At 53.4% G+C, this 22540-nt stretch carries 21 protein-coding genes; 16 read left to right on the top strand and 5 right to left on the bottom strand.

Translation table 11 applies throughout. From position 1 onward, the window contains the following. Nucleotides 1-383: 383 nt before the first annotated feature. From H7U12_RS15505 to hemN, 10 genes are all read left to right on the top strand, one after another. Nucleotides 384-896: a hypothetical protein gene (locus H7U12_RS15505; RefSeq protein WP_186639638.1), complete on the top strand. Its 513-nt coding sequence runs from the start codon at nucleotides 384-386 to the stop codon at nucleotides 894-896. 168 nt (nucleotides 897-1064) lie between these two features. Then, nucleotides 1065-2000 (top strand): zinc dependent phospholipase C family protein, encoded by a 936-nt coding sequence (locus tag H7U12_RS15500; protein ID WP_241749459.1) that lies wholly within the window; start codon nucleotides 1065-1067, stop codon nucleotides 1998-2000. A 106-nt stretch (nucleotides 2001-2106) separates the two neighbouring features. Continuing rightward, entirely contained in the window at nucleotides 2107-2802 is a 696-nt protein-coding gene (locus H7U12_RS15495; RefSeq protein WP_186639634.1) for a hypothetical protein, read from the top strand. 166 nt (nucleotides 2803-2968) lie between these two features. Next, nucleotides 2969-3682: a hypothetical protein gene (locus H7U12_RS15490; protein ID WP_186639632.1), complete on the top strand. Its 714-nt coding sequence runs from the start codon at nucleotides 2969-2971 to the stop codon at nucleotides 3680-3682. 135 nt (nucleotides 3683-3817) lie between these two features. Then, a complete protein-coding gene (locus H7U12_RS15485; RefSeq protein WP_186639629.1) occupies nucleotides 3818-5470 on the top strand; it encodes a S41 family peptidase in 1653 nt (550 codons plus the stop codon). 296 nt (nucleotides 5471-5766) lie between these two features. After that, the gene (locus H7U12_RS15480) at nucleotides 5767-6966 is read left to right on the top strand and encodes a homogentisate 1,2-dioxygenase (protein ID WP_186639627.1); all 1200 of its coding nucleotides are present in this window, start codon (nucleotides 5767-5769) and stop codon (nucleotides 6964-6966) included. A 95-nt stretch (nucleotides 6967-7061) separates the two neighbouring features. Then, a complete protein-coding gene (locus tag H7U12_RS15475) occupies nucleotides 7062-7382 on the top strand; it encodes an Imm27 family immunity protein (protein ID WP_206683939.1) in 321 nt (106 codons plus the stop codon). Between the two features lie 3 nt (nucleotides 7383-7385). Beyond that, entirely contained in the window at nucleotides 7386-7682 is a 297-nt protein-coding gene (locus tag H7U12_RS15470) for a hypothetical protein (protein WP_186639623.1), read from the top strand. A gap of 310 nt (nucleotides 7683-7992) precedes the next feature. Then, entirely contained in the window at nucleotides 7993-8373 is a 381-nt protein-coding gene (locus H7U12_RS15465; RefSeq protein WP_186639621.1) for a co-chaperone GroES, read from the top strand. 662 nt (nucleotides 8374-9035) lie between these two features. Next, a complete protein-coding gene (gene hemN, locus H7U12_RS15460) occupies nucleotides 9036-10433 on the top strand; it encodes an oxygen-independent coproporphyrinogen III oxidase (RefSeq protein ID WP_186639619.1) in 1398 nt (465 codons plus the stop codon). A gap of 312 nt (nucleotides 10434-10745) precedes the next feature. Here hemN and H7U12_RS15455 read toward each other — a convergent pair whose 3' ends face one another. The 3 genes from H7U12_RS15455 to H7U12_RS15445 form a co-directional block, all read right to left on the bottom strand. Then, nucleotides 10746-11273 (bottom strand): CopD family protein, encoded by a 528-nt coding sequence (locus H7U12_RS15455; protein ID WP_186639617.1) that lies wholly within the window; start codon nucleotides 11271-11273, stop codon nucleotides 10746-10748. A gap of 154 nt (nucleotides 11274-11427) precedes the next feature. Continuing rightward, the gene (locus tag H7U12_RS15450; protein ID WP_186639615.1) at nucleotides 11428-12066 is read right to left on the bottom strand and encodes a hypothetical protein; all 639 of its coding nucleotides are present in this window, start codon (nucleotides 12064-12066) and stop codon (nucleotides 11428-11430) included. 6 nt (nucleotides 12067-12072) lie between these two features. Then, a complete protein-coding gene (locus H7U12_RS15445) occupies nucleotides 12073-12885 on the bottom strand; it encodes a metallophosphoesterase family protein (RefSeq protein ID WP_186639613.1) in 813 nt (270 codons plus the stop codon). Between the two features lie 284 nt (nucleotides 12886-13169). Here H7U12_RS15445 and H7U12_RS15440 point away from each other — a divergent pair, with 284 nt between their 5' ends. The 3 genes from H7U12_RS15440 (at nucleotide 13170) to H7U12_RS15430 (ending at nucleotide 16997) form a co-directional block, all read left to right on the top strand. Further along, nucleotides 13170-13544, top strand: coding sequence for a hypothetical protein (locus H7U12_RS15440; protein ID WP_186639611.1), 375 nt, complete (start codon nucleotides 13170-13172; stop codon nucleotides 13542-13544). A gap of 84 nt (nucleotides 13545-13628) precedes the next feature. Continuing rightward, a complete protein-coding gene (locus tag H7U12_RS15435) occupies nucleotides 13629-16499 on the top strand; it encodes a FlgD immunoglobulin-like domain containing protein (protein ID WP_186639608.1) in 2871 nt (956 codons plus the stop codon). A gap of 24 nt (nucleotides 16500-16523) precedes the next feature. Further along, complete coding sequence (locus tag H7U12_RS15430; protein WP_186639606.1) at nucleotides 16524-16997, top strand: hypothetical protein; 474 nt, start codon at nucleotides 16524-16526, stop codon at nucleotides 16995-16997. Nucleotides 16998-17257: 260 nt separating this feature from the next. On the opposite strand, the gene hemB is transcribed toward H7U12_RS15430, so the two are convergent. Continuing rightward, nucleotides 17258-18238: a porphobilinogen synthase gene (hemB, locus tag H7U12_RS15425; RefSeq protein WP_186639604.1), complete on the bottom strand. Its 981-nt coding sequence runs from the start codon at nucleotides 18236-18238 to the stop codon at nucleotides 17258-17260. 344 nt (nucleotides 18239-18582) lie between these two features. Here hemB and H7U12_RS15420 point away from each other — a divergent pair, with 344 nt between their 5' ends. Continuing rightward, nucleotides 18583-20238 (top strand): SBBP repeat-containing protein, encoded by a 1656-nt coding sequence (locus tag H7U12_RS15420; protein ID WP_186639603.1) that lies wholly within the window; start codon nucleotides 18583-18585, stop codon nucleotides 20236-20238. 260 nt (nucleotides 20239-20498) lie between these two features. On the opposite strand, the gene rocD is transcribed toward H7U12_RS15420, so the two are convergent. Further along, a complete protein-coding gene (gene rocD, locus H7U12_RS15415) occupies nucleotides 20499-21740 on the bottom strand; it encodes an ornithine--oxo-acid transaminase (RefSeq protein WP_186639601.1) in 1242 nt (413 codons plus the stop codon). A 245-nt stretch (nucleotides 21741-21985) separates the two neighbouring features. Here rocD and H7U12_RS15410 point away from each other — a divergent pair, with 245 nt between their 5' ends. Further along, a complete protein-coding gene (locus H7U12_RS15410) occupies nucleotides 21986-22183 on the top strand; it encodes a DUF5522 domain-containing protein (RefSeq protein ID WP_186639599.1) in 198 nt (65 codons plus the stop codon). A gap of 110 nt (nucleotides 22184-22293) precedes the next feature. Further along, complete coding sequence (gene rpmB, locus H7U12_RS15405; protein WP_186639597.1) at nucleotides 22294-22533, top strand: 50S ribosomal protein L28; 240 nt, start codon at nucleotides 22294-22296, stop codon at nucleotides 22531-22533. Nucleotides 22534-22540 lie beyond the last annotated feature (7 nt).

The raw sequence follows: 22540 nt of genomic DNA, 5'->3' as shown, positions 1-22540 counted from the left end.
CTCCTGGATGAGAAAAGTAACCAAAAGAATCATGAAGAAAAGAAACTCGCTGACGCTCAAACAGTCTTTTCTTCAATAATCATGACACCTGGCAGTTGTCCTCTGTTCCATAGTTCACGTAGGCCGTTACTGCTTGTACTGCCACTGCGTACGCCGTCTCATAACTGGGCTACGCATGCGGCCCAGTTATGAGACGGCGCATGTTCCTGTATTGGGTTGGAGCCGCTGCAATGCCTTTAGCGTCCTACGGACGGCGAGGGCGGTGTAACTTGCTTTCTATTCCCTTTAGGAATTTCTCCATCTTTGAGGCTAGGTAATTTCATTTTCTTTTTTGAAAATAAGAATGTATCTTAATGTCAGGCAGTTACTAGTAGTAAAATGGTATGAAACAGCTTGTTCTTTATCCGGTATTTGTATTGCTTTCTTTGACCTGTGCGGGGCAGGACCTGAACCTGAGTCAACTCCTGAAACTGCAAACCATGAGCAAACAGGAGATTGGTACTTTCTTAGGAGAAAAAGGCTGGGTTGCCAAATCAGATGCGGCCCCGGCGGAGGCCAAGCTGGGAAAAGCGGTCTGGGCCTTCAATCCGGAGGGTGAGGGGGCTGATGCCTGGTGCATTCTCTACTACAGTGACACCAGCCCCAACCGCATCCTCTACAATGCCCAGGGCGGACCAGCCTTCGACAAGATAAGGAAGAACGTGAAGCAGCGCGACATGGCCCTGCTGGAGGAAGGTGAGCAAGCCGAAGGCCTCGATTTCATTGATTCGTATTCTGATTACGCCGATGAGCAGATTGTCGCGCGGCTCTATGACTACAAGCAAATCAATTACTACGGCATCAAGATCTTCGCCAGAGAAGATTACCTGCAGGCCAAGAAAAGCGCCAAGCTGTGATCTCGTTTTAGCCTTGTTTTCCTGAAAACCACCCTAAAACGCCAGAGTTTTCTCCATGACGTTGGACCGGTCGTTTTTTGCCCGTTTTCAGGAAAAGAGGCTTGAAATACAAGAACTTACTTAGCCGGGTTGCGCGTATAGAGGGGCATGGGAAAACGGTGGTTGCTCTTGGTTTTGCTTCTTGTCTGGCAGCGGGTGGCGCTCGCCTGGGGGTTCTACGCCCACCAGCGCATCAATCGGCAGGCGGTGTACACGCTGCCGCCCGAGATGATCGGGTTTTTCAAGCAGCATCTGCCGTACCTCACCGAGGAGGCAGTGGCCCCTGACAAGCGGCGGTATGCCGTGCCCGAGGAAGGCGCCCGCCACTTCATCGATCTGGAGGTGTACGGCGACAGCGCCATCCAGAAACTTCCCCGCCGCTGGGAAGACGCTGTCAAGCAATTTACTTTGGATACGCTGCAACGGCACGGCATTGTGCCCTGGCACATCGGGTTGGTGCAGTACCAGCTCACCGAGGCCTTTAAACGGCACGATGCGCAACGCATCCTCCGGCTTTCTGCGGAATTGGGCCATTACCTCGCCGATGCCTGCGTGCCGCTGCACACCACCCTCAACTACAATGGTCAGTTTACCGGGCAGCGCGGCATCCATGGCTTGTGGGAAAGCAGGCTGCCGGAACTTTGGGCCTCGGAATATGATTTCTTTATTGGGCCACCGCAGTACCTCCAGAACCCGGGCCGAACGGCCTGGGAAATAGTGGGCCGGTCCAACGCCGCACTGGATTCCGTCTTCTCCGTGGAGAAACAACTCAGCCAGGCGTTCCCGCAAGACAAGAAGTACAGTCTGGAGGAGCGGGGTGCCACCACCGTGAAGGTGTATTCCCGGGAGTTCAGCCAGGGGTATCACCGCGGTTTGCACGGGCAGGTGGAGCGGCAGATGCGGCTGGCTGTTCATCTGGTGGCCAGTTATTGGTACACGGCCTGGGTCAACGCCGGCCAGCCCGATCTCAAGCAACTGGCGCCGCTTACCCCTGAGCAGAAACAGCAGCTGGATATGGAGAAAACCGTCTACCAAACCGGTGAGCATGATGCGCGCTTTCCGTAACCTAGCCGTTCTGCGGTTGTTTTATGGAAAACAGGGCTAAAACGCATCTAAGTGAAAAGAAGAACCAAACTGATAAACCCAGTCTACTGGTCAGGGAGAAACTGAAATGACAAAACGCTATGCACTGGACATATTCCTGATTGCGCTGGGGCTGGCCACGCTGGTGGTGCAGCGGTTCTTGCCAGATTATGTGAACGCAGAACCCCGTAGGAGCTCTACTCGCATCATCGCCTCCGCCCCGGTGCGGGCCGAGGTGGTGCGGGAACCGGAGGGGCAACTTACCTTCCCGGCCGGGTCAAAGTACCTGGGGCTCACTCCGCCGGAGGGTGTCACGCCTAACCCTTTTCTGGAAGTGGAGCGCATTGCCAGGGCCAACGGGCACGTGCGGGATTACGCCGGCAAAGACACTGACATGCGCCAGTTGCTCTTAGCCCACGCCGGCAAAGAGTACTTATTTGTCTTGCAGCAACAGGCCGCCAATGAAATGCTGCGGCATGAGCTGTTCCCGCATTACTACAGTGATCCCACGCAGGCCAACATGCTGGAAGGGATCAGTTTCTACACCTCGCAATTACTGGAAGCCAAGTCCGAAGACGCCAAATTGATCTACATGTGCCTACGGGCGCTCAAGGAATATTGGCCTGCCCAGAAGATTGCCCAGGCGGCGCTTTCCACCTCGGCCCACGTGCAGGCCCGCAAGATCCAATCGGCGGCCGATACCGCTACCGTCAGTGGCTATCACCGGCAGGTGTATGCCCGCGAGTTGCAGAAAATGGCCTCTAAACTCAAGAGCCGCGCCTAGTGGATAAGTCTGTGGAAAAGCAGGTGTATAGCCCCGTGGATAATGCGTTGACAAATATTCTTCCTTACTTCTTTCTACTGGCTTACCTAAAGCATTACTTTAGGAGCGAGGGGTAGGAAGTAGGGTGTAGTAACTGTTTTCTAAAGATAGTTTTATTTCAAAGTACATGATTCGTTTGATCCCCAACCGTGCCGTGTGGGCATTCATTTGTATAAGCATCCTGAGCCTTACTTCCTGCGAGCAGATGTTGCGCGACAAGGCCACCAAAGCCTCTGCCGGGCAGAACCAGACTGCCACTGGTTCATCGGCTGATAGTAGTGCCGTCGCTGCCCAACCGAAGGAACCGGAATATGAAATCACCTATCCCCAGGGTTCTAAATACCAGGGATTGACGGCACCTGCCGGAGTAAAGGAAAATCCTTTCGAAGAAATTCCGCGCCTTACCAAAGCCCACGAAGGAGAACCCAACTGGGCCGATAAGCACGCCGATATTAAGGGCGTGCTGCTCCAGAACCTGCAGAAAGACTACCTTTTTGTTTTGCAGCAGCAGGCCGCCAACGAAATGCTGCGCCACGAGTTGTTTCCGCACTACTACCAGGACATGGGTAACACCAACGTGCTGAACACCATTGGTTATTACACCGAGCAACTGGTGGAGGCGAAGTCAGAAGATTCAGAGCTGATCTATAAATGCCTCCGGGCTCTGAAGGGACACTGGAGTGACAAGCAGATTGCCCAGGTGGCTTTGGGTACCGCCAAGCGCGTACAGGCCCGGCCCATTACTTCGGCCGCAGACACCACTAGCCGCCACGGGAGCTATCGGCAGATATACGCCCGGGAGCTTAAAAAAATGGCGCAGAAATTATCCACGGACGCGTAGCCCGGTAAAGGCAACTTTCCTGAGTTGTATTTTGTATTATACAGGAAGGTGTGGTTTTTGGCGCGGTGGTAACTAAAATAGCCTCAGTTGTTTAAGAAAGCGCCTTCTTAGAGGTTACTATGATTTGTATACGATATGACTGAGAATACAGAGCCTAAAAAGATAGAAAACTCTTTGTTTCAAGTGCGTTTACCTTTGTTTCTGGGGTTGGCCATGGCGGTGGGTATTCTGGTAGGAGCTACCTTGTTTCAGCCCAGTACCACCAATCCGCAGGGCACGGCCCGGGGCTACCTGAAATTCAGGGAGATCCTGAGCTACATTGACCGCGAGTACGTGGATACGGTGAACACCGAACAACTTTCTGAGTACGCCATCAACAAGATGCTGGAGAAACTGGACCCGCACTCGTCGTACATTCCGTCTAAGGACATCACCATGGCCCGTTCTTATTTAGAGAGCGATTTTGACGGCATCGGGGTGGAGTTCAACATCTTCAGAGATACGCTGTACGTGATTGCGCCCCTGAGCGGCGGGCCTTCTGAGCAGGTGGGCATTCAGGCGGGTGACAAGATTCTGAAGGTGAACGGCGAGAACATTGCCGGCGTCAACATTTCCAACGAGCAGGTGTTCAAGAAGCTGCGGGGCCCCAGAGGCTCTAAGGTGAACCTGACCGTGCTGCGTCCGCACGAGACCAAACCAGTGCAGTTTACTGTAACGCGCCGTAAAATCCCGTCGGTGTCGGTAGATGCCGGGTACATGGTGGACAAGCAGACGGGTTACATCAAAGTGAGCCGCTTCTCCAACGGAACCTATGACGAGTTCAAATCCAAGCTGAGTGCCCTCAAGAAACAAGGACTGCAGCGCCTGATTCTGGATTTACGCGACAACCCCGGCGGTTACCTGGACCACGCCACCCGCATGGCCGATGAGTTCATCTCGGGCAACAAGAAACTGGTTTACACCGATGGCAAAGGCTCTAAGTACGACGCTGATTACTACGCCAAGGTGAAAGGCGACTTTGAGACCGGCGAGCTGATTGTGCTCATCAACGAAGGCAGCGCCTCGGCGTCTGAGATTCTGGCCGGTGCCTTGCAGGACCATGACCGCGCCTTGATCGTGGGTCGTCGTTCGTTTGGGAAAGGGCTGGTGCAGGTGCCTATTCCGTTATCAGACGGAGCCGAGTTGCGCCTGACCATCTCGCGCTATTACACGCCCAGCGGCCGCTCCATCCAGAAACCGTACGACCCCGAGTCTTCTGAGGATTACGAGATGGATCTGATGAACCGCTACAAGCACGGCGAGTTCTTCAGCCAGGACAGCATCAAGTTCAATGATTCGCTCAAGTACAAAACCAGCCGCGGGCGCATTGTGTACGGCGGCGGCGGCATCATGCCAGACGTATTTGTGCCCCGTGACACCACGGACAACACCAACCTGTTAACCGAGCTGTACCGCAAGAACGTGCTGCGGGAGTATGCCGTGACGTACTTCAGAGAGCACCGCCAGCAGTTGGAGAACACCACCTTGGCCAACTTCCAGGAGTCTTTCCAGGTGACCGATGCCATGGTGCAGGGCCTCCTGCGGGAAGCCAAACGCGCCGACATTAAAGTGAACAACCAGGAGCTGAAACGGTCTGAGAAAACCATCCGGAACAACCTGAAAGCGTTCATCGCCCGCAGCCGCTACGAGGCCCAGGGCTTCTACCCGGTGCTGAACGAGATCGATCCTGATTTCCAGCGCGCCCTGGGGCTTTTTGACCAGGCCAAGCACATCAGCTTAGGCAAGTAAATTGCCTTGGCAGAATAGATTGAAAGCGCAGCCGGATTTCCGGCTGCGCTTTTTGCTTTATGGGGCAGGAAGTGATAACTTATTCGCTCCAAAGTCCAGACCAGCTTCTGGCAGGGAAATTTGCTTCTGGCCGTTGCCTTGCCCGTTGTTTCTGTTTTAGAGCCCATTTCGCCAAAACAGGCCAGAAACGCAGGTGGCCGCTGAGGCTGGGGAATTTTGCTTCGGCAACTTGGTCGCGGCTACGTTTAAAGACATTCACGTATGCATTCAATCACTCCTTCACGTATTGAAAAGGTATGGCATATTATCATCGGTTAGGTTCTATTCCCCGCAAGCGACACACGCAGTTCCGGCAGCCGGACGGCAGTCTGTACTATGAGCAACTGGTGGGCACGCTGGGTTTCTCCGGGGTTTCCTCGTTGCTGTACCATCGGCACGCGCCCACCAGAATCACCCGCATTGGGGAGCCGGTGCCGTACGGGCCGGTAAAGTCAGACGTGCCGCTGGCGCCCTACCACATCCGTCCGTTCAAAGGGGAAAGCACCGGCGACGATTACCTGAGCGCCCGCAAAACGCTCCTGATGAACAAAGACTGCACCATCTCCATCTGCCTGCCGCGGGAGCGCGAGATGACGTACTTCTATAAGAATGCCCTCGCCGATGAGATTGTGTTCATCCACGAAGGCTCCGGCGAATTGCTCTCGCAGATGGGCCGTCTGGAGGTAGAAGCCGGCGATTACGTGGTCATCCCGCGCACCATCATCCATCAGTGGAAATGGAACGAAGGCCCGGTGCGGCTGCTCATCACCGAGAGTTTCAGCCCCGTGGAGACCGTGCGCCGGTACCGGAACCATTTCGGGCAACTGCTGGAACACTCGCCCTACTGCGAGCGTGACATCCGGCCGCCGCACGAACTGTTCCAGGAAAGTGAACCCGGCGAGTACCTGGTCCAGATCAAGAAGGAAGGCTTCCTGCACCAGTATTTCTATGATTTCTCACCGCTGGATGTGGTGGGTTGGGACGGTTATTTCTATCCGTACGCCTTCTCCATCCATGACTTTGAGCCCATTACCGGCCGCATCCATCAGCCGCCGCCCGTGCACCAGACCTTTGAGACGCAGGGTTTCGTGGTGTGCTCCTTCGTGCCGAGGTTGTTTGATTACCACCCGCTGGCCATTCCGGCGCCGTACAACCACTCCAACGTAGACTCAGACGAGATCCTGTACTACGTGGCCGGCAACTTCATGTCCCGCAAAGGCATTGACATCGCCTCGTTCACCATTCACCCCAGCGGCCTGCCGCACGGTCCGCACCCCGGCACCGTGGAAGCTAGCATTGGGAAAAAAGAGACGCACGAACTGGCCGTCATGATTGACACCTTCAAGCCGCTGTACCTCACCGTAGAGGCGCTGGAACTGGTAGACCAGAATTACCCCATGAGTTGGAACCCAGACGCCGCCCCGCAGGCCCCACGCCCCGCAGATATGATGGATTAGTGTTTTAGGGCTTTTTTTGGAAAAGCGGGCTGAAAATAGATAGCAAAGCAGCAGCTTCTCTGAAAGGAGGGGCGGCTGATTTTTGTAATGTCAATATGCGAAGTCTCTACAAAATATCTCTATCTGGAAGAATGAAATTGAAAAAAGAAGAGAAAGAGCTAATTGGTCATTGGAGGGTGGATGGCATGCTGATGAAGCTGGATGATGTCTCTCAGAGGATCAAAGAACTTACAGAGAGCCACCTCTTGAAGATCGCTACTGATGAAAGCGGATGGAAGGTGCTCTACAAAGATCAGGAAGACGGGAGGTTTTGGGAGTTAGTTTATTCGGAAAGTCAGATGCACGGAGGCGGAGCTCCAACATTAGTTCATCTGTCAGAAGCGGAAGCAAAAGAAAGTTATATGGTTGTCTCATAAAGCATGAGAGATGTGTTCATCAAAGTTTTCCTAGTAGGGGCAAATATCCTTTTTTATTATGTGCAGCAGGTTGCTGCAGCTTACGTGGCTTTCTGGCTCTTTGGAAGTGGAGAGACTTTTTCAAGAAATGCTGACAAGGTAGGTGTTGCTTTCCTGGTTATTCACATCGGACTTATTGGTTATCTTTTCTATAAAAAGCGATTTGTCAACAACCCTCTTTTATTCACCCTAATGGCCTTGATGACTATCGCCATGTATGTCTATTTAAACTTCTACCATGCATCAGACTATGGCTATTAAGGTGAACTGATAGCTTTGACTAAACTTGCCAGAAGCTTTACTTCTCTATGCCATCCTGAAAGGATCTAGTGGGAAAGCTGTAGTGGCATTTACTATCCCGTCATCCTAGTTCGCCCACAAGATCTTTCCAAGATGACAATGAGAAGGGGAAAGAAGATAAAGTCAGTATTCGAATACTACGTACTAAGGCGTTTTCGGCCTCTTTTCCCTGAAACACCCCTGAAACACCTCTGCTAATTCTCTTCCCTTAATAGCGCCAAACGCTTCACGATTGTATCTTTGCAGCCCAATTACCTATACTGTTACCACTATGCGCAAAGACTCACCCGCCCAGAAACTGCAGAAGCTGATTGTTGTAGGAGACCGCTTGCTCATCAAACCCAAGAGCACGAAGGAGCAGACCAAGAGCGGCTTGTTTCTGCCGCCCGGCGTGCAGGAGAAGGAGAAAGTGCAGGAAGGCTACGTGATGCGGGTGGGCCCGGGCTACCCCATCCCCGCTGATTACGGGCTGGATGACGAGATCTGGAACCAGGACGAGAAAGAGCAGGTGCGCTACCTTCCGTTGCAGGCCCGCGAAGGTGATCTGGCCATTTACCTCCAGCGCGATGCCGTGGAGATCAACTACCTAGGCGATAAATACTTCATTGTGCCGCAGTCTTCGGTGCTGCTGCTGGAGCGCGAGGAAGAATAACCGCAGCATTTCAGGGGCTGTTTCGGGCCCGTTTTATCAAAATTAGCTTCAAAAGGACAGAGTAAGTGTCCGCTTTCGAATAAAGGTTGTTCGGGAGCGGACATTTTTATTTTTGTGGCAAAGCGTTAAGCTATTGTTGATCAGCGATTTAATGTGTTGGCATGACACTTGTCAAAGGAAGAAGTAGCGGTTTTGTCGTGATGCCATGCAACCACTTGCAAATGAGGCTGTCTTTAGAGGGAGAGTAAGGTGCTATACCTTGAAAGCCTCCACCTGAAGCGATGGCATCAACTCAGAAAGGAGAACGGGTGAACGGCTCGGCAAGCGGCTTTCCTTCGGTCTAAAGACGAGGAGAACATCACAGAAACGTATATTCCCGGGCGGTGAAAGCCGCGGGTGCTTTATAGGAATATGAAAAGATAATAGCGGCTTACCTGTAAGTCGCTGTCATGTTGGTTGTTTGTAGTGAGCCGGCCCCTTAGGGGCCGTTTCCTTTTCTAGGCAGCCAGAAATCCCGCCTCGTTTTAGGCCGAGTTTCCGGAAAACAGCTTCAAAGCCGGTCTGCTCTCTGGGCGGGTTATGAGAAGGCAAACTGATGAAAATCATCTCCTCTGGTGACGGAACTGCCTTCGGGGGCAGCGGCGCGAAGCTAATTTTGCGTCATGGAAACTTGCCTCACCACCAGCATCCCCCCGGTAGATTTAGTGAAGAAGTACAACGTGCCCGTTCCGCGGTATACCAGTTACCCTACCGTGCCTTTCTGGGGAAATGACTTGCCCGCCGTGCCGCAGTGGCAGGATGTGTTGCTTTCTACGTTCAAGGCCTCCAACCAGAAAGAAGGCATTAGTCTGTACCTGCACCTGCCGTTCTGCGAGAGCCTGTGTACGTACTGCGGCTGCAACAAGCGCATCACCAGAAACCACGGCGTGGAGCCGGTCTACCTCAAGGCGGTGCTGCAGGAGTGGGACAAATACCTGGCGCTGTTCCCTGAGAAACCCATCATCCGGGAGATTCACCTGGGCGGCGGCACGCCCACGTTCTTCAGCCCCGAAAATCTCCAATACCTCATTAAAGGAATCCTGGCCCAGGCCGAGGTACATCCCGCGCACGAGTTCAGCTTTGAAGGACATCCCAACAATACCACCGCTGAGCACCTGCAGGCCCTCTATGACGTGGGGTTCAGACGCGTGAGCTACGGCGTGCAGGACCTGTCAGAAAAAGTGCAGAAAGCCATCAACCGGATTCAGCCGCTGGAGAACCTGGTGCAGGCCACGGAACTGGCCCGGCAGATCGGCTACACCTCCGTGAACTATGACCTGATCTACGGACTTCCGTTCCAGACCCTGGAAAGCATTGATGACACGTTCCGGCAGGTCATCGCCTTGCGCCCCGACCGCATTGCGTACTATTCTTACGCGCACGTGCCCTGGAAAGAGAAATCGCAGCGGCATTACTCAGACGCAGATTTACCCTCAGATTCCGAGAAACTGGCGCTTTATACGTTAGGCCAAACCCTGCTGCTGGAAGCTGGCTATGAAGACGTGGGCATGGACCATTTCGCGTTTCCGGAGGAAGAACTCTGCGTGGCCCAACGCGAAAACCGCCTGCACCGCAACTTCATGGGCTACACCACCAACCAGACGCAGCTCATGATCGGGCTGGGCGTGTCTTCCATCAGCGACCTGTACCGCGGCTACCTGCAAAACGTGAAAACCGTGGAGGAATACTACGCGCTGCTGGCCATGGGCGAGTGGCCGCTGTTCAAGGGCTATCTACTGTCTGAGGAAGACGTGCAGATGCGCCGCCACATCCTGGACATCGCCTGTAACGGGAAAACCAATTGGCAGAACAGTCCGCTGGCTGACCTCATTCTGGAGAAAACCGTGCCCGTGCTGCAAGACCTGGCCGCCGATGGCTTGATTGACCTGGAAGCGGAGCAACTGCAATTAACCGTCACCGGCCGCCGGTTCCTGCGCTCGGTCTGCGCCGCGTTTGACCTGTACCTCAAAAAGGAGACTCCCGGCGTTGAGGCCAAGCCGATGTTCAGCAAAGCCGTCTAATCGTCTGGCAGCAATTCCCCTCCTGGGAGGGGTAGGGGTGGGTTCAATTCCCCGAGTTGCAATCCGCATAAAAAAGCGTTTCGGGCCTGATTTCTGAAAATCAGGCCCGAAACGCTTTTAATTTTTTTGTCATCTTGGAAAGATCTTGTGAGCAAACTGAGAAGGCGCTGGCGCGAACGCTGTTACCGCTTGTCCACAAGACCTTTCCAAGATGACAGAAGGGGAGGGGCGTTGAAAAATGATGTCACCATGATAAAGAAAGCCTTGGCTCAGTGAGCTGGTTGGGAGGAGGTCAAACAAAAGGTGAACCGCTCAGGCTTTCCGCAGTTTGCGGTACACCATGATGGCCACCATCAGCAGCACTGATAACCCGATGAAGCCCAGCACGCCCCAGGTGGCATCCAGGCCATTCTTCAAAACCACCAGAAACACGATGCTTACCAGAAAAAGCGTGGCCACCTCGTTCCAGATGCGGAGGGCGGTGGAGCTTTGCCTGATCTCGCCGCGCTGGTGCTGTTGAAAGATGCGGTGGCAGTACAGATGGTAGGCCAGCAGACCCGCCACAAAGCCCAGCTTGATCCAGAGCCACGTAGGAACCGGGTTGTAGTAGCTCAGCAAGCTCAGGCCCATGATGACCGTGATCACCGCCGAGGGCCACGTGATGCCGTACCACAGCCGCTTCTGCATGAGCGCGAACTGCGTCTGCAGAATGCTTCTCTCGGGCTCCGGTTTTGGGGCCGTTTCTGCGTAATACACAAATAACCGCACAATGTAGAACAGGCCCGCAAACCAGGTGACCACAAAGATGATGTGCAGCGATTTCAGGTAATTGTATTCCATATAGTTTGTCTTTCCGGAACGGAAAACGGGACAGCTGATGCGGGTGCAAAAATGAAGCTTTATGTGCTAGAAACCTACACTTGGCATCAGCTGCCAATCCTTTCCTTACAAGGTGTTTTACGGCCGATTTCCTGAAAACACGCCCAAAATAGCCTTAAAGCGATAGCCGCAGGCCAATGGCCAGGTTGAGAATGTCTGGGATGGAGATGCCTTTGTTCCGGTATTTGTCCACGATCATCACGTCACTGGTGCCAATCTCGTAATAGAACTCGGCATACTTAGGGCGGTTCCGGCCTTTGAATTCGCGGCCCAGCGAAGAGCCCACGAACGGCAGAATGCGGGTGGCCGTGGGCCAGATGTAGTAGCCCTCGGGGTACTTCTGCGGAAAGAAGGTCTCAAACTGCTCGCCAATGGTCATGCTGATGCCCGCGCCCGCCTTGATCCAGCTGATCTGAAAATCGTGGAACAGCGGCTTGGGGTGCGACTGGTAGTAGATCTTGGTAGTGAAGGTGTGGGTGGTGTGTTTGATGCCATAGCCGGGCGTGAACCCATACAGAAGCTCGGCGTTGGTGCGGTCATGCTTCCCGAAGTCATACCCCACGCCCGCCGCCAGAATGCCAATGAGGCCGGCATGCTGCACTACCGCGTAATCTGGGGCGTACCATTTGTTTTTGGGGCGGTCTATTTTATCGGAAGGAATTTGCCGGGTGGTATCAGCTGCCTCCTGCGCCCAGGTGGCGGAGGTGGAGAAAAGCAGGCAGCAAAAGAGGCAATAAACGTAGAGGTGGCGCATACAGAGTTAGAATTCTATTTTTTCATAAGTAGCCTTATTGCCCGTCACGGTGATCAGTACATAGCTGCGCTTCAGCGAAGCAGCCGTGGTCACGTAAGGAATGCCGTCTTTGTAGAGCTCTCTGGCGCTGTAATTGTGCGTGTGGCCGTGCAAAGAAAGGTCTACGTTGTACTTCCGCATGAGGGCGGCGTACACCTGCTCCTGGGCGGGGTTGGCCTCGCTGTTGTCTGGGATGATGTGGGAGATCACAAACTTATTCTGGATGCTGGCGGGCGTCTGCAGTTCTTTCTCCAGCCAGTTCACGTCGGGTACGCTTTCGTCAAACTCCAGGAAATTGGTGTTGAGCAGGATGAACTTGTTCTGGTTGAAGGTGAAGGAGTGGTTTAACGGGCCATACATCTCTTTGTACAGCTTGTCGCCATCGCCCAGGCAGTCATGGTTCCCGATTACGGTGACATACGGCACTTTCAGCTTGGACAAGACCTGGTGCATGCGCTCGTACTCGTCGGTGAAGGCGTAATTGGTGAGGTCGCCGGCGTGCAGCACAAAAGCAATGTCACGGGAGTTCATGTCTTTCACCATGTCCTCGGTTTCCTCAAAGAAGCCTTGGGTGTCGCCGGTCAGGGCAAATTTCAGCGGAGTCTGCGGGTTGTATTGGGTTTCCAGGGCTTTGATCCGGGCCACGTTCTCAGCGGTCAGGTTTTTGTATTCCAGGTTGCCGGCGTAGGGATGGTACTCAAACAGATCACAGGCCGCCAGTAAACTGAGAAGGGAGAGTGCCAGCCACTTGAAAAGCGGTGGCAGGGTTCTTGTTTTCATGAACGTATATAGCAAAAAGTAAATGGTTTTTCTCTATACCCATAACCGTAGCCAAGGTTGTTGGTTTTAGGAGAAATAGGGAAATATGCCCCGTTTGAAACCGTTCCGCTGAATTAATGGGAGTAAGGTTCTGAAAACCTGATCTTTGTAGTTATATTTGTTTTATGCGTGATGCCTGTATTCAGAAGTATTTTCGGTTTGTTTTGCCAACAATTCTGTTGCTGACGGGTTTCGGCTGTAAACGGGGCCCAGAGTCTGCACCCCCACCCCAAAATGAAATGCCCGTGTCTACCTCAAAACTGAAAAACATCCACGAAAAACTTCCGCTTCCTGACCAGAAGCCTATTCCGCCCGGTCGGGCGCGCGTAGTGCTGGAGGTGGTGAAGGTATTGCCTGAACTGGAACCGACCGGCAACGGCCCCTGTAGTGAGGCGCCGTGCAAAACCGAGGTGAAAATCACCCGGGTGATGGGTTACGGCTCCGGTTTCAACCAGGCGTTAAGTGAAGGCCAACAGGTGCAGGCGTATTTCCCGATGTCGGTGAAGGCGGGTGGCGGAAGGCCCGGCGTGACAGCAGGCAAGAAAATAACCGCTGACCTGCAAAACTCCCTGAACGAGCATGATGCCCTGGTGATCCATTCGTACACGTTGTTTGACTAGACCTGATAACGCCTTATCTTAGGGGTGCTTCTCCTTTTATTTGAAGATCTTACTTTCCAACTCAGAACTTATCTATCTCATCTCATGGAACGTGTAACCCGGCAACGACAATTTTGGGTGTCTTGCGCTTTGCTTCTTTTCTTTGGCGCGCTCCTTTCTGTTGCCTCCCTTGAGCCGTTTAGAGGCAATGCGTCTCATTTCTCTGCGGCGGGGTTAAAGGAAGCGGGCCGGCAAGCCCGCGCCAACCGATTGCACAAGAAAGGAGCCATCGGGACGAAGGAAAATCCCAATGCCCGGCAGGAGTATGAAATCCAGCGCCTGAAAGATCCGGCCACCGGCAAAATTCCCGAGGGTATCCGGGAGCTGGAACTGGCCTACTCCGACAAGATCCTGACCGCCGAGCAGATTTTGCGGGGAACCAACCCATACGGAAAACTCGTCACCTACACCTGGGACCGGCGCGGTCCCTACAACGTGGGAGGCCGTACCCGTGCCCTGGCCATTGACATCGGTAATGAGAATAGAATCCTGGCCGGAGGCGTCTCCGGAGGCATGTGGCGCAGCAGCAATGGCGGTACCTCCTGGATCAAGGTCACTGACCCTAACATGTTGCACAGCGTGACTACCGTGGCGCAGGATAAGCGGGCGGGCAAGCGCAACATCTGGTACTACGGCACGGGAGAACTCTTGGGGAACTCCGCTAACGCAACCGGGGCATCGTACTACGGGAACGGCATCTTCAAGTCCATTGACAACGGTGTCACCTGGAACCCACTGCCCAGCACCCAGACCGACGATTATACCCGATTCACAGACGTTTTCCAGTATACCTATCGGGTGGCTACCAACCCGGCCAACACTCGGCAGGACGAGGTGCTGGCCGCCACGGCCGGTTCCATTCATCGGTCAGTAGACGGGGGAACTACCTGGAACTACGTGCTGGGGCTTGGTGCCGATCAGGAAGACTTTAACACCAGCCCCTTCTTCACCGATGTCACCGTGGGCAACAACGGCAGCATGTACGCTACCTTAAGCCAGTATGCCAATGGCGGCAGGGTTTCCAGCGCGAAAGGGATCTTCCGCTCCATCAATGGAACCACCTGGACCGATATCACCCCAACCGGGTTCCCGGCCACGTACCAGCGCATTGTCATGGACATAGCGCCATCTAACGAAAACATCGTCTATTTTCTGGTGCATACCGAAGAGCAGGAAGGTTCTGAGGCTAATCTCTGGAAATACGAGTACGTGTCTGGCAACGGGAGCGGAGCCGGCGGAAAATGGACTGATCTAACGGCCAATCTCCCCATGCTGGGCGACAAGACCGGCGACCTGGATCTACAGGGCGGCTATAACATGGTGGTGCGGGTGAAGCCGAACAACCCTAATTACGTAGTGCTGGGCGGCACCAACCTGTACCGCTCCACCAGTGGGTTCTCCAACAAAACCGCCACCTCCTGGATAGGCGGGTACAATGCGGAGAATGAGGACTTTTCTTTGTACGATAACCATCACCCAGATCAGCATGAGGTGGCCTTTTACCGGGGTGCTCCCAATTCCATGATCTCCGCCCATGATGGCGGCCTGTCCAGAACCACCAACAACCTGGCCGACTCCGTGAAGTGGGAGTCTCTGAACCGTGGGTACCAGACCACCCAGTTCTATACCGTGTCCATGGACCTGAATACCACCGATGATCTGGTGGTAGGCGGGATGCAGGACAACGGGTGTTGGGCGGTAGACAACATTGAGGAGCAGACCTCCTGGGTAGAGCAGCTAGGCGGAGATGGGGCCTTTACCGCTGTCACCACGCACTCCATTCTGGTGTCTTCCCAGAGCGGGACTATCTACAGATTTGCGTTCGATAATGCCGGAGAGTACGACGGATACGCCCGGATTGATCCTCCCAAGGCCACGGGTTACCTGTTTATCAACCCCTACACCATTGACCCCAACAATGAATACACCATGTACCTGCCGGCCGGTGATACGTTGTGGCGTAACAAGAATATCTCTCGGATACCGGCCAACAGCACCGGTAATCAGTCTGCTTTGGGGTGGGAAGTGGTGACTAAGCTAGGGGCCAGTGAAGAGATCTCGGCCGTGTCGGTGAGCAAGTCGCCGGCCAACGTGGTGTATTTTGGCACCAGAGGCGGGAAGCTATACAAGTTTGAGGATGGCTCCGCGGCAACGCCCGTGCGTACCTCCATCACTGGTGCCAATTTCCCTAATGGCAACATAGGCTGTATCGCTATTGATCCGCGCGATGCCAATAAAGCCATTGTAGTCTTCACCAACTATAAAGTGGAAAGTCTTTTCTATACCACCAATGGCGGTACCTCCTGGACTGCCATCTCCGGAAACCTGGAGGAGAACGGACAGGTGAGCGGCAACGGACCTTCTACCCGGTGGGTGACCATCTTGCCCAACCCTGATGGCACCAGCAAGTACCTGGTAGGTACCAGCACCGGGCTGTACTCCACGTCTACCCTCACCGGAAGAACCACTAACTGGATCAGGGAAGGCAGCACTTCCATTGGCCAGGTGCCGGTAGACATGGTGTTGAGCCGTACCACCGATGATCTGGTTTTAGTGGGCACCCACGGCAATGGCGTGTACAGCCGCCGTTACTCCGGGCCGCTGGCCTCCAAAGAAGAGATCGCCAATGCCACCCAGGTCGGGTTGAAGCAGAACTACCCCAACCCTTTCCGCCAGGGCGGAATCACCACCATTCCGTTCGTTCTGGAAAGAGCCGCCAACGTGCAGCTGCTGGTCTATGATCTCAGCGGAAGAGTGGTTGCTTCCCTGTTGAACGGCAAAAAGCAGGCGGGGCAGCACCAAATTACCTGGGACGGCCGGAACTCCTCCGGCGGAACGGTCGCCTCCGGAACGTACCTGTACCAGTTAACCATCGATAACAAACGGTACACCAGGCGCATGACGTTTATCAGGTAGTTAGCTGTAACTCAAATAAATTAGATGTCAGAAGAGGAAGAGTTGGTTAGCAAGCTTTTTGATGAGTTGATAAAGCATTTGATTGTGTTGTCCCTGCCTGCCGACTATCAGAAAGAGTATATCGGAGGTGGACACACAGGGGACGAGCTTGCCCTTGATTTTGAGAATTGCTACGTTCTGCAAAAGGAACAATATTTAAGCCAAGGCTTAATCAATCAAGAGCAGCTCTCTCTGCTTGACACCCTAGACGACCTCTTCTACGAACGCTCAGGGCAAGAACACCTGGACTTCTGGGAAGGCGTCAAAACGCACAGCGACTGGATACAAGTGAGGGAACTGGCTAAAGGATGCCTTACGGCTCTTGGGAAGCAAGACTATGGAATAAACGTCAGGTATGAGTATGAGAAAAACTACTTTGACGGAGAAGAGCAATGGGTTATGCACTCAGCGAAATCAGAACTTGTAAAAAGAAAAGCAACACCTAACGTACCGGGCTAAACGACAGCATCGGCCGACAGCCTCCTCTCCTCGTTTAGCCCAGTACGTTCACAAAACAGCAGAGCCCCATCCGTTCAACGATGGGGCTCTGCTGTTTCAATGCCGATTTCCAGAAAGAAGGTACAAAGTACGATAAAGAAATAAGCAGTTTCCGGGGGCGGTAACTAGAAAAAAGAAAGCCTGCCCGAAGATCCTGTTACAGGTTCTCCGGGCAGGCTTCTTGTTTTGGGCCTGTGTCTGAAAAAGAGGCCCGAAACGGATTAACGCTTCACATACTGGGCAAACTCCTTCGCGAAGTAAGTCAGGATGATGTCGGCACCGGCGCGTTTCATGCTCAGGAGCGTCTCCAGCATGATCTTCTCGCCGTCCAGCCAACCGTTCTGGGCGGCGGCCTTTACCATGGCGTACTCGCCGCTTACGTTATAAGCGGCAATGGGCAGGTTGGAGTTATCGCGGAGCGATTTGATCACGTCCAGGTAGGAGAGGGCGGGTTTCACCATGAGGTAATCGGCACCTTCCAGCGTGTCCAGCTCCGCCTCAATCAGGGCTTCGCGGGTGTTGGCCGGGTTCATCTGGTAGGTTTTCTTATCGCCGTGCTTAGGGGCCGACTCCAGGGCATCGCGGAACGGGCCGTAGAAACCGCTGGCGTATTTGGCGGTGTAGCTCATGATGGCTACGTTGGAGAAGGCGTGCTGGTCCAGAATCTGGCGGATGTGCGCCACGCGGCCGTCCATCATGTCTGAGGGGGCCACAATGTCGGCGCCGGCCTGGGCTTGCGCCAGGGCCATCTGGCCCAGAACTTCCAGAGAAGCATCGTTGATGATCTCGCCGTTGTCCACAATGCCGTCGTGACCGTCTGTGCTGTAGGGGTCCATGGCCACATCGGTGGCGAGGACGATGTCCGGGAACTGGCGCTTCAGCTCAGAGATGGTCTTCAGGAAAAGCCCTTCGGGGTTTTTGCTTTCCTGGGCGAACCGGTCTTTCTTATCCTCTGAAATATTAGGGAACGGCGCGAAGGCTTTAATGCCCAGCTCCACGCATTCGCCCACTTCGTCTACCAGACGGTCCAGACTGAAGCGCGAGATGCCCGGCATGGACGGAATGGCTTGCTGCACATTCTGGCCTTCGGTGACAAATATGGGGAAGATTAAATCGTGTAAGGTGAGGTGATTTTCCTGTACCAGATTCCGGATGACATCTGATTTACGGTTTCGGCGGGGCCGGCGGGTTAAATGGTTCATAGCAGCGGTTAGGGTTAAGCAAGCGATTCCACAATGGTGGAAGGCCTGCTGCTGATACAACAAATGAGCTTCTGAAAAAGTGTTAGGCCGAGGTGAATTTTTCGGCGCCTTTTTTTCTGCCCGGGCGCAAAGGTACGGCACATGAGCATCAGATGCTATGCTTTGACAGAGTAGGTTGGCGGAAGCGTTTTGGGGCCGTTTTACTAGAACTGCCGCTAAAGTAGGAGCTATTTCCTTCTTTGCTCTGGTGTGTTTGCTTATTATTATGAAGGTGTAAACCTTTTAAATTCTTACTTTTATTCCAGTAGTCTCACTTGGTAACCTAATTTCCAATGCGTCCTTTCTTGCTTCTGCTTCTCTTTCTCTTTTCTATTCAATTCATGGTCCAAGGCCAAGAATTTGCCTGGGCAAGATATGATGGCGGTGGAGGTACCAGCATTACCAATAGTGTGGCGGTTGATAAGGCTGGGAATGTCTATGTGACTGGAAGCTTTAGAGATGAAATTAAATTAGGGACGTTCCAGTTGTTTGGTACACCTCGTTTAGATCCGAGGGATCCTTCAGATATAAACTTATTTGTGGCAAAGTATGACCCTGCCGGCAATGTAGTCTGGGCACTGGGAAGCAAAAGGATTCCTAATTCTAGCTCTGGTTCTTCTGTTCGAGGCTTTGGAATTACCGTTGACCAGCACGGAAGCTGTTATGTAACTGGTTACACCTTTAATGAGGTAGAATTTGGAGGCCATATCATGGGTTGGGATATTAACAGCGACCTTTTTGCCCTTAAGCTTAATCCTGAGGGAAAGGTCCAATGGATCACTGAGAAGGTTGAGAGTTTGAACTATGGCAAAGACGTCAACATACAGGTAGATGCAGCAGGTAATAGCTACATTGTAGGGGTTCCGCTCTGGATGGTGGGTACTTATGTTATGAAACTGGATCCCAACGGCAAGTTGCTGTGGAAAAAAGGCTTTACTAATGCGGTAGCTGACCGGCTAAGTTTAGATGAAAAACAAGGAGCCTTTTACATGGCCGGAAAATTAGTAGAGAGTGCCAATATAGACGGAACTAGCTTAGCTAGTGTGGGTTCATCTGACTTGTTTATTGGTAAATTGGATATGGATGGTAATACCAAATGGGTAAAACGTCTGGGTGGCACCTCCGCAGACTCAGCCACGGGTATTGCCTCGGACGGTTTGGGTAACGTTTATTTAAGCGGTATTTTCCAAGGGAGCTTGGTAAACTCCGGGGTGTCTTTGCAAAGCAAGGGCAGTACAGATGGCATTATCATAAAACTAAAACAAGATGGAGAGGTAGACTGGGCAAAAACAATAGGGGGCACTTCGGCAGATACTGCCTCAAGTATTGCGATCAGTTCTTCCGGACGTCTATTGGTAACTGGCTCCACCACTGGGCAGATAACCTTCAACAAGAAAACATACTCGGCCTCCTCGCCCACGGGAACGCTGTTCGTGGCAGAATTTGGAGCCTCGGGCACAGAGAAAAGCTTTTTTACCTTAGCAGGCGAAGGACGGCAGCAAAGCAGGACCATTTCTGCCGGGTTTAACAATGATATTGCGTTTGGCGGGGCCTTTTCTGGTAAGGTGCAGTTTAGCACACAAAAAGCAGAAGTCGCAAAAGAAAAGATGTTCGTGGCAAAATTAACCATCCCTGAAACGCCTGATGAGCCAGAAACCCCTGAAGAGCCAGAGCTGCCAACTACACCCCCGGGTGCTATAGCGGTGGAAATACCCAACATTTTTACGCCCAATGGAGACCAAAAGAATGAAGCGTTTGAAGTGCTGGTCACCGGAGGCCCGGAAAGTAAAATTGAGTTATCCGTTTACAACCGCTTCGGGAACCGGGTCTATTACCAAAAGGATTATAAAAACACTTGGACAGGCCAAGGGCTAGCTGATAGTACTTATTTCTACCTAGTACAGGTGAAGGCGGGGGATCAGGTGGTCTCCTACAAAGGCTGGGTGGAGATAATGAGATAGTTTTCACTATGCCGAAAGCTCTAAAACACCTCTCCGTCATCCTGAATTGATCTTGTGGGCGAACTAAGTGCTTAGGTTCATCGCTGCCGCTGTACTCGCCCAAAATTCTTACAAGGTGACTAAAATAACGCAGGAACCTTATTTATGTCATCCTGCTTTAAGCCCGTTTTCAAGCTGATTTCCTGAAAACAGACCAAAACGAAAAGGCTGCCCCAACGCACAGTTGAGGCAGCCTTTTTGGAATGACCTGATTCTGAAGCTTAGAACTCGGCCAGCGTTTTCTCGATGATGTCGCAGCAAGCGTTCAATTGCTCCTCGGTGATAACCAGGGGCGGGGCGAAGCGGATGATGTCGCCATGGGTGGGTTTGGCCAGGAGGCCGTTCTCCATCAGTTTCACGCAGACATCCCAGGCGGTGCGGCCGTCGGGCGTGGGCTGGATGATGACGGCGTTTAGCAGGCCGCGGCCGCGCACCAAGCTCACCAACTCGGGGTGGCGGGCTTTGAGTTCGTTCATCCGGGCCCGGAAAATCTCGCCCAGGCGCAGGGCGTTCTCGGTGAGGTGCTCGTCCTGGATCACGTCCAGGGCGGCTACGGCCACGGCGCAGGCCAGCGGGTTGCCCCCAAACGTGGAACCGTGCTCACCAGGTTGGATGCAGAGCATGATGCGGTCATCGGCGAGAGCCGCCGAAACGGGTAACACGCCGCCGGAGAGGGCTTTGCCCAGAATGAGAATATCGGCTTTGACGCCATCGTACTGCGAGGCCAGTAATTTGCCGGTGCGGCCGATGCCCGTCTGGATTTCATCGATGATCAAAAGCACGTTGTATTTATCGCACAGGGCTTTGGCGCCGCTCAGGTAACCGTCTGAGGGAACCACCACGCCGGCCTCGCCCTGGATGGGCTCCACCATAAAGGCGCAGATGTGGGCATTCTCTTGCAAGGCCAGTTCCAGCGCTTCCAGGTTGTCATAGGGCAGCACTTTGTAGCCGGGCATGTACGGCCCGAAGCCCACGGTGCTGCTGGGGTCGGTGGAGAAGGAGATAATGCCGGTGGTGCGGCCGTGGAAATTGTGCTCCACCACCAGAATCTCGGCTTGGTGCGGCGGAATGCCTTTCTCTTTGTAGCCCCACTTGCGGGCCAGTTTCAGGGCGGTTTCCACGGCCTCGGCACCGGAGTTCATGAGCAGGGCTTTGTCATAGCCGAACAACTCGGTCAGGTATTTCTCGGCGGGGCCTAATTTGTCGTTGTAGAAGGCGCGGGAGGTGAGGGTGAGTTGCTGGGCCTGCTCGGTGAGGGCGCCAATGATGCGGGGGTGGCAGTGGCCCTGGTTCACGGCGCTGTACGCCGAGAGGAAGTCATAGTAGCGGTTGCCTTCCACATCCCAGAGATACACGCCTTCGCCCCGGTTCAGCACCACCGGCAACGGGTGGTAGTTGTGGGCCCCGTATTTGTCTTCTAAGGCAATGGCCTCTTGGCTGGAGGTAACACTGGAAGTATTCATGTGCTGGTGGTTTAAGGTGAACGGAAAGAACGTGCGGTCTTCCCCAGAATCAGTATTTACGCAGGAACCGCTTGCAGAGATAAATGTAAAGAAAAGTCTTGAAAGGCAAATAACCGGCCTCGCGCGCCAGGGTAGGAGGTAGTTGGCTGGGCGTTTTTGGCCTGTTTTCAGGAAATCGGGTTTAAAACAGCCTTTTCCGAGAACCGGGGCTTTCATGCGAAACTGCGGGCTCATATCTTTGCGGCATGAGGGCAAAACCGCTGCCGCTGGAGCCCGGCGACTTTTATTTCAACGAGGAGGGCTTCATGGTCTTCACCGAGCAATATCACCGCCGGCGCGGCTACTGCTGCCAGAGCGGCTGCAAACATTGCCCCTACGGATTCCGGAAAAAAGCAGCGTCTGGCCCGCCAGATGGAAGCAAAAATGACGCTGAGGCGGGGTAAATGGCTTTTTAAGAATACATTAAAGAAAAAAGTTAGGGGCAAGGGTTGACATTGCATAACTTTTTGCGGATATTTGCATCCCTTTTGTAATAAACGATACTAACGATACAATGGCACGAGTTTGTGATTTAACCGGTAAAAGAGTGCAGGTGGGTAACCGCGTTTCGCACGCCAACAATAAAACCAAGCGTAGATTCTACCCGAACTTGCAGAAGAAGCGCTTCTACATCCCAGAAGAAGATGCTTGGGTAACTTTGAAAGTTTCTACGTCTGCCCTGCGCAACATTACTAAAAACGGTATTTCTGCTGTTCTGAAGAAAGCCAAAGAAGACGGTTACATCATTTACTAAGCTTTTG

This window comes from Rufibacter sediminis, from assembly GCF_014269285.1.
Taxonomy (GTDB): Bacteria; Bacteroidota; Bacteroidia; order Cytophagales; family Hymenobacteraceae; genus Nibribacter; species Nibribacter sediminis.
Note: the sequence above shows the minus strand (reverse complement) of the source record. Positions and strands in the feature narration are given on the sequence as shown.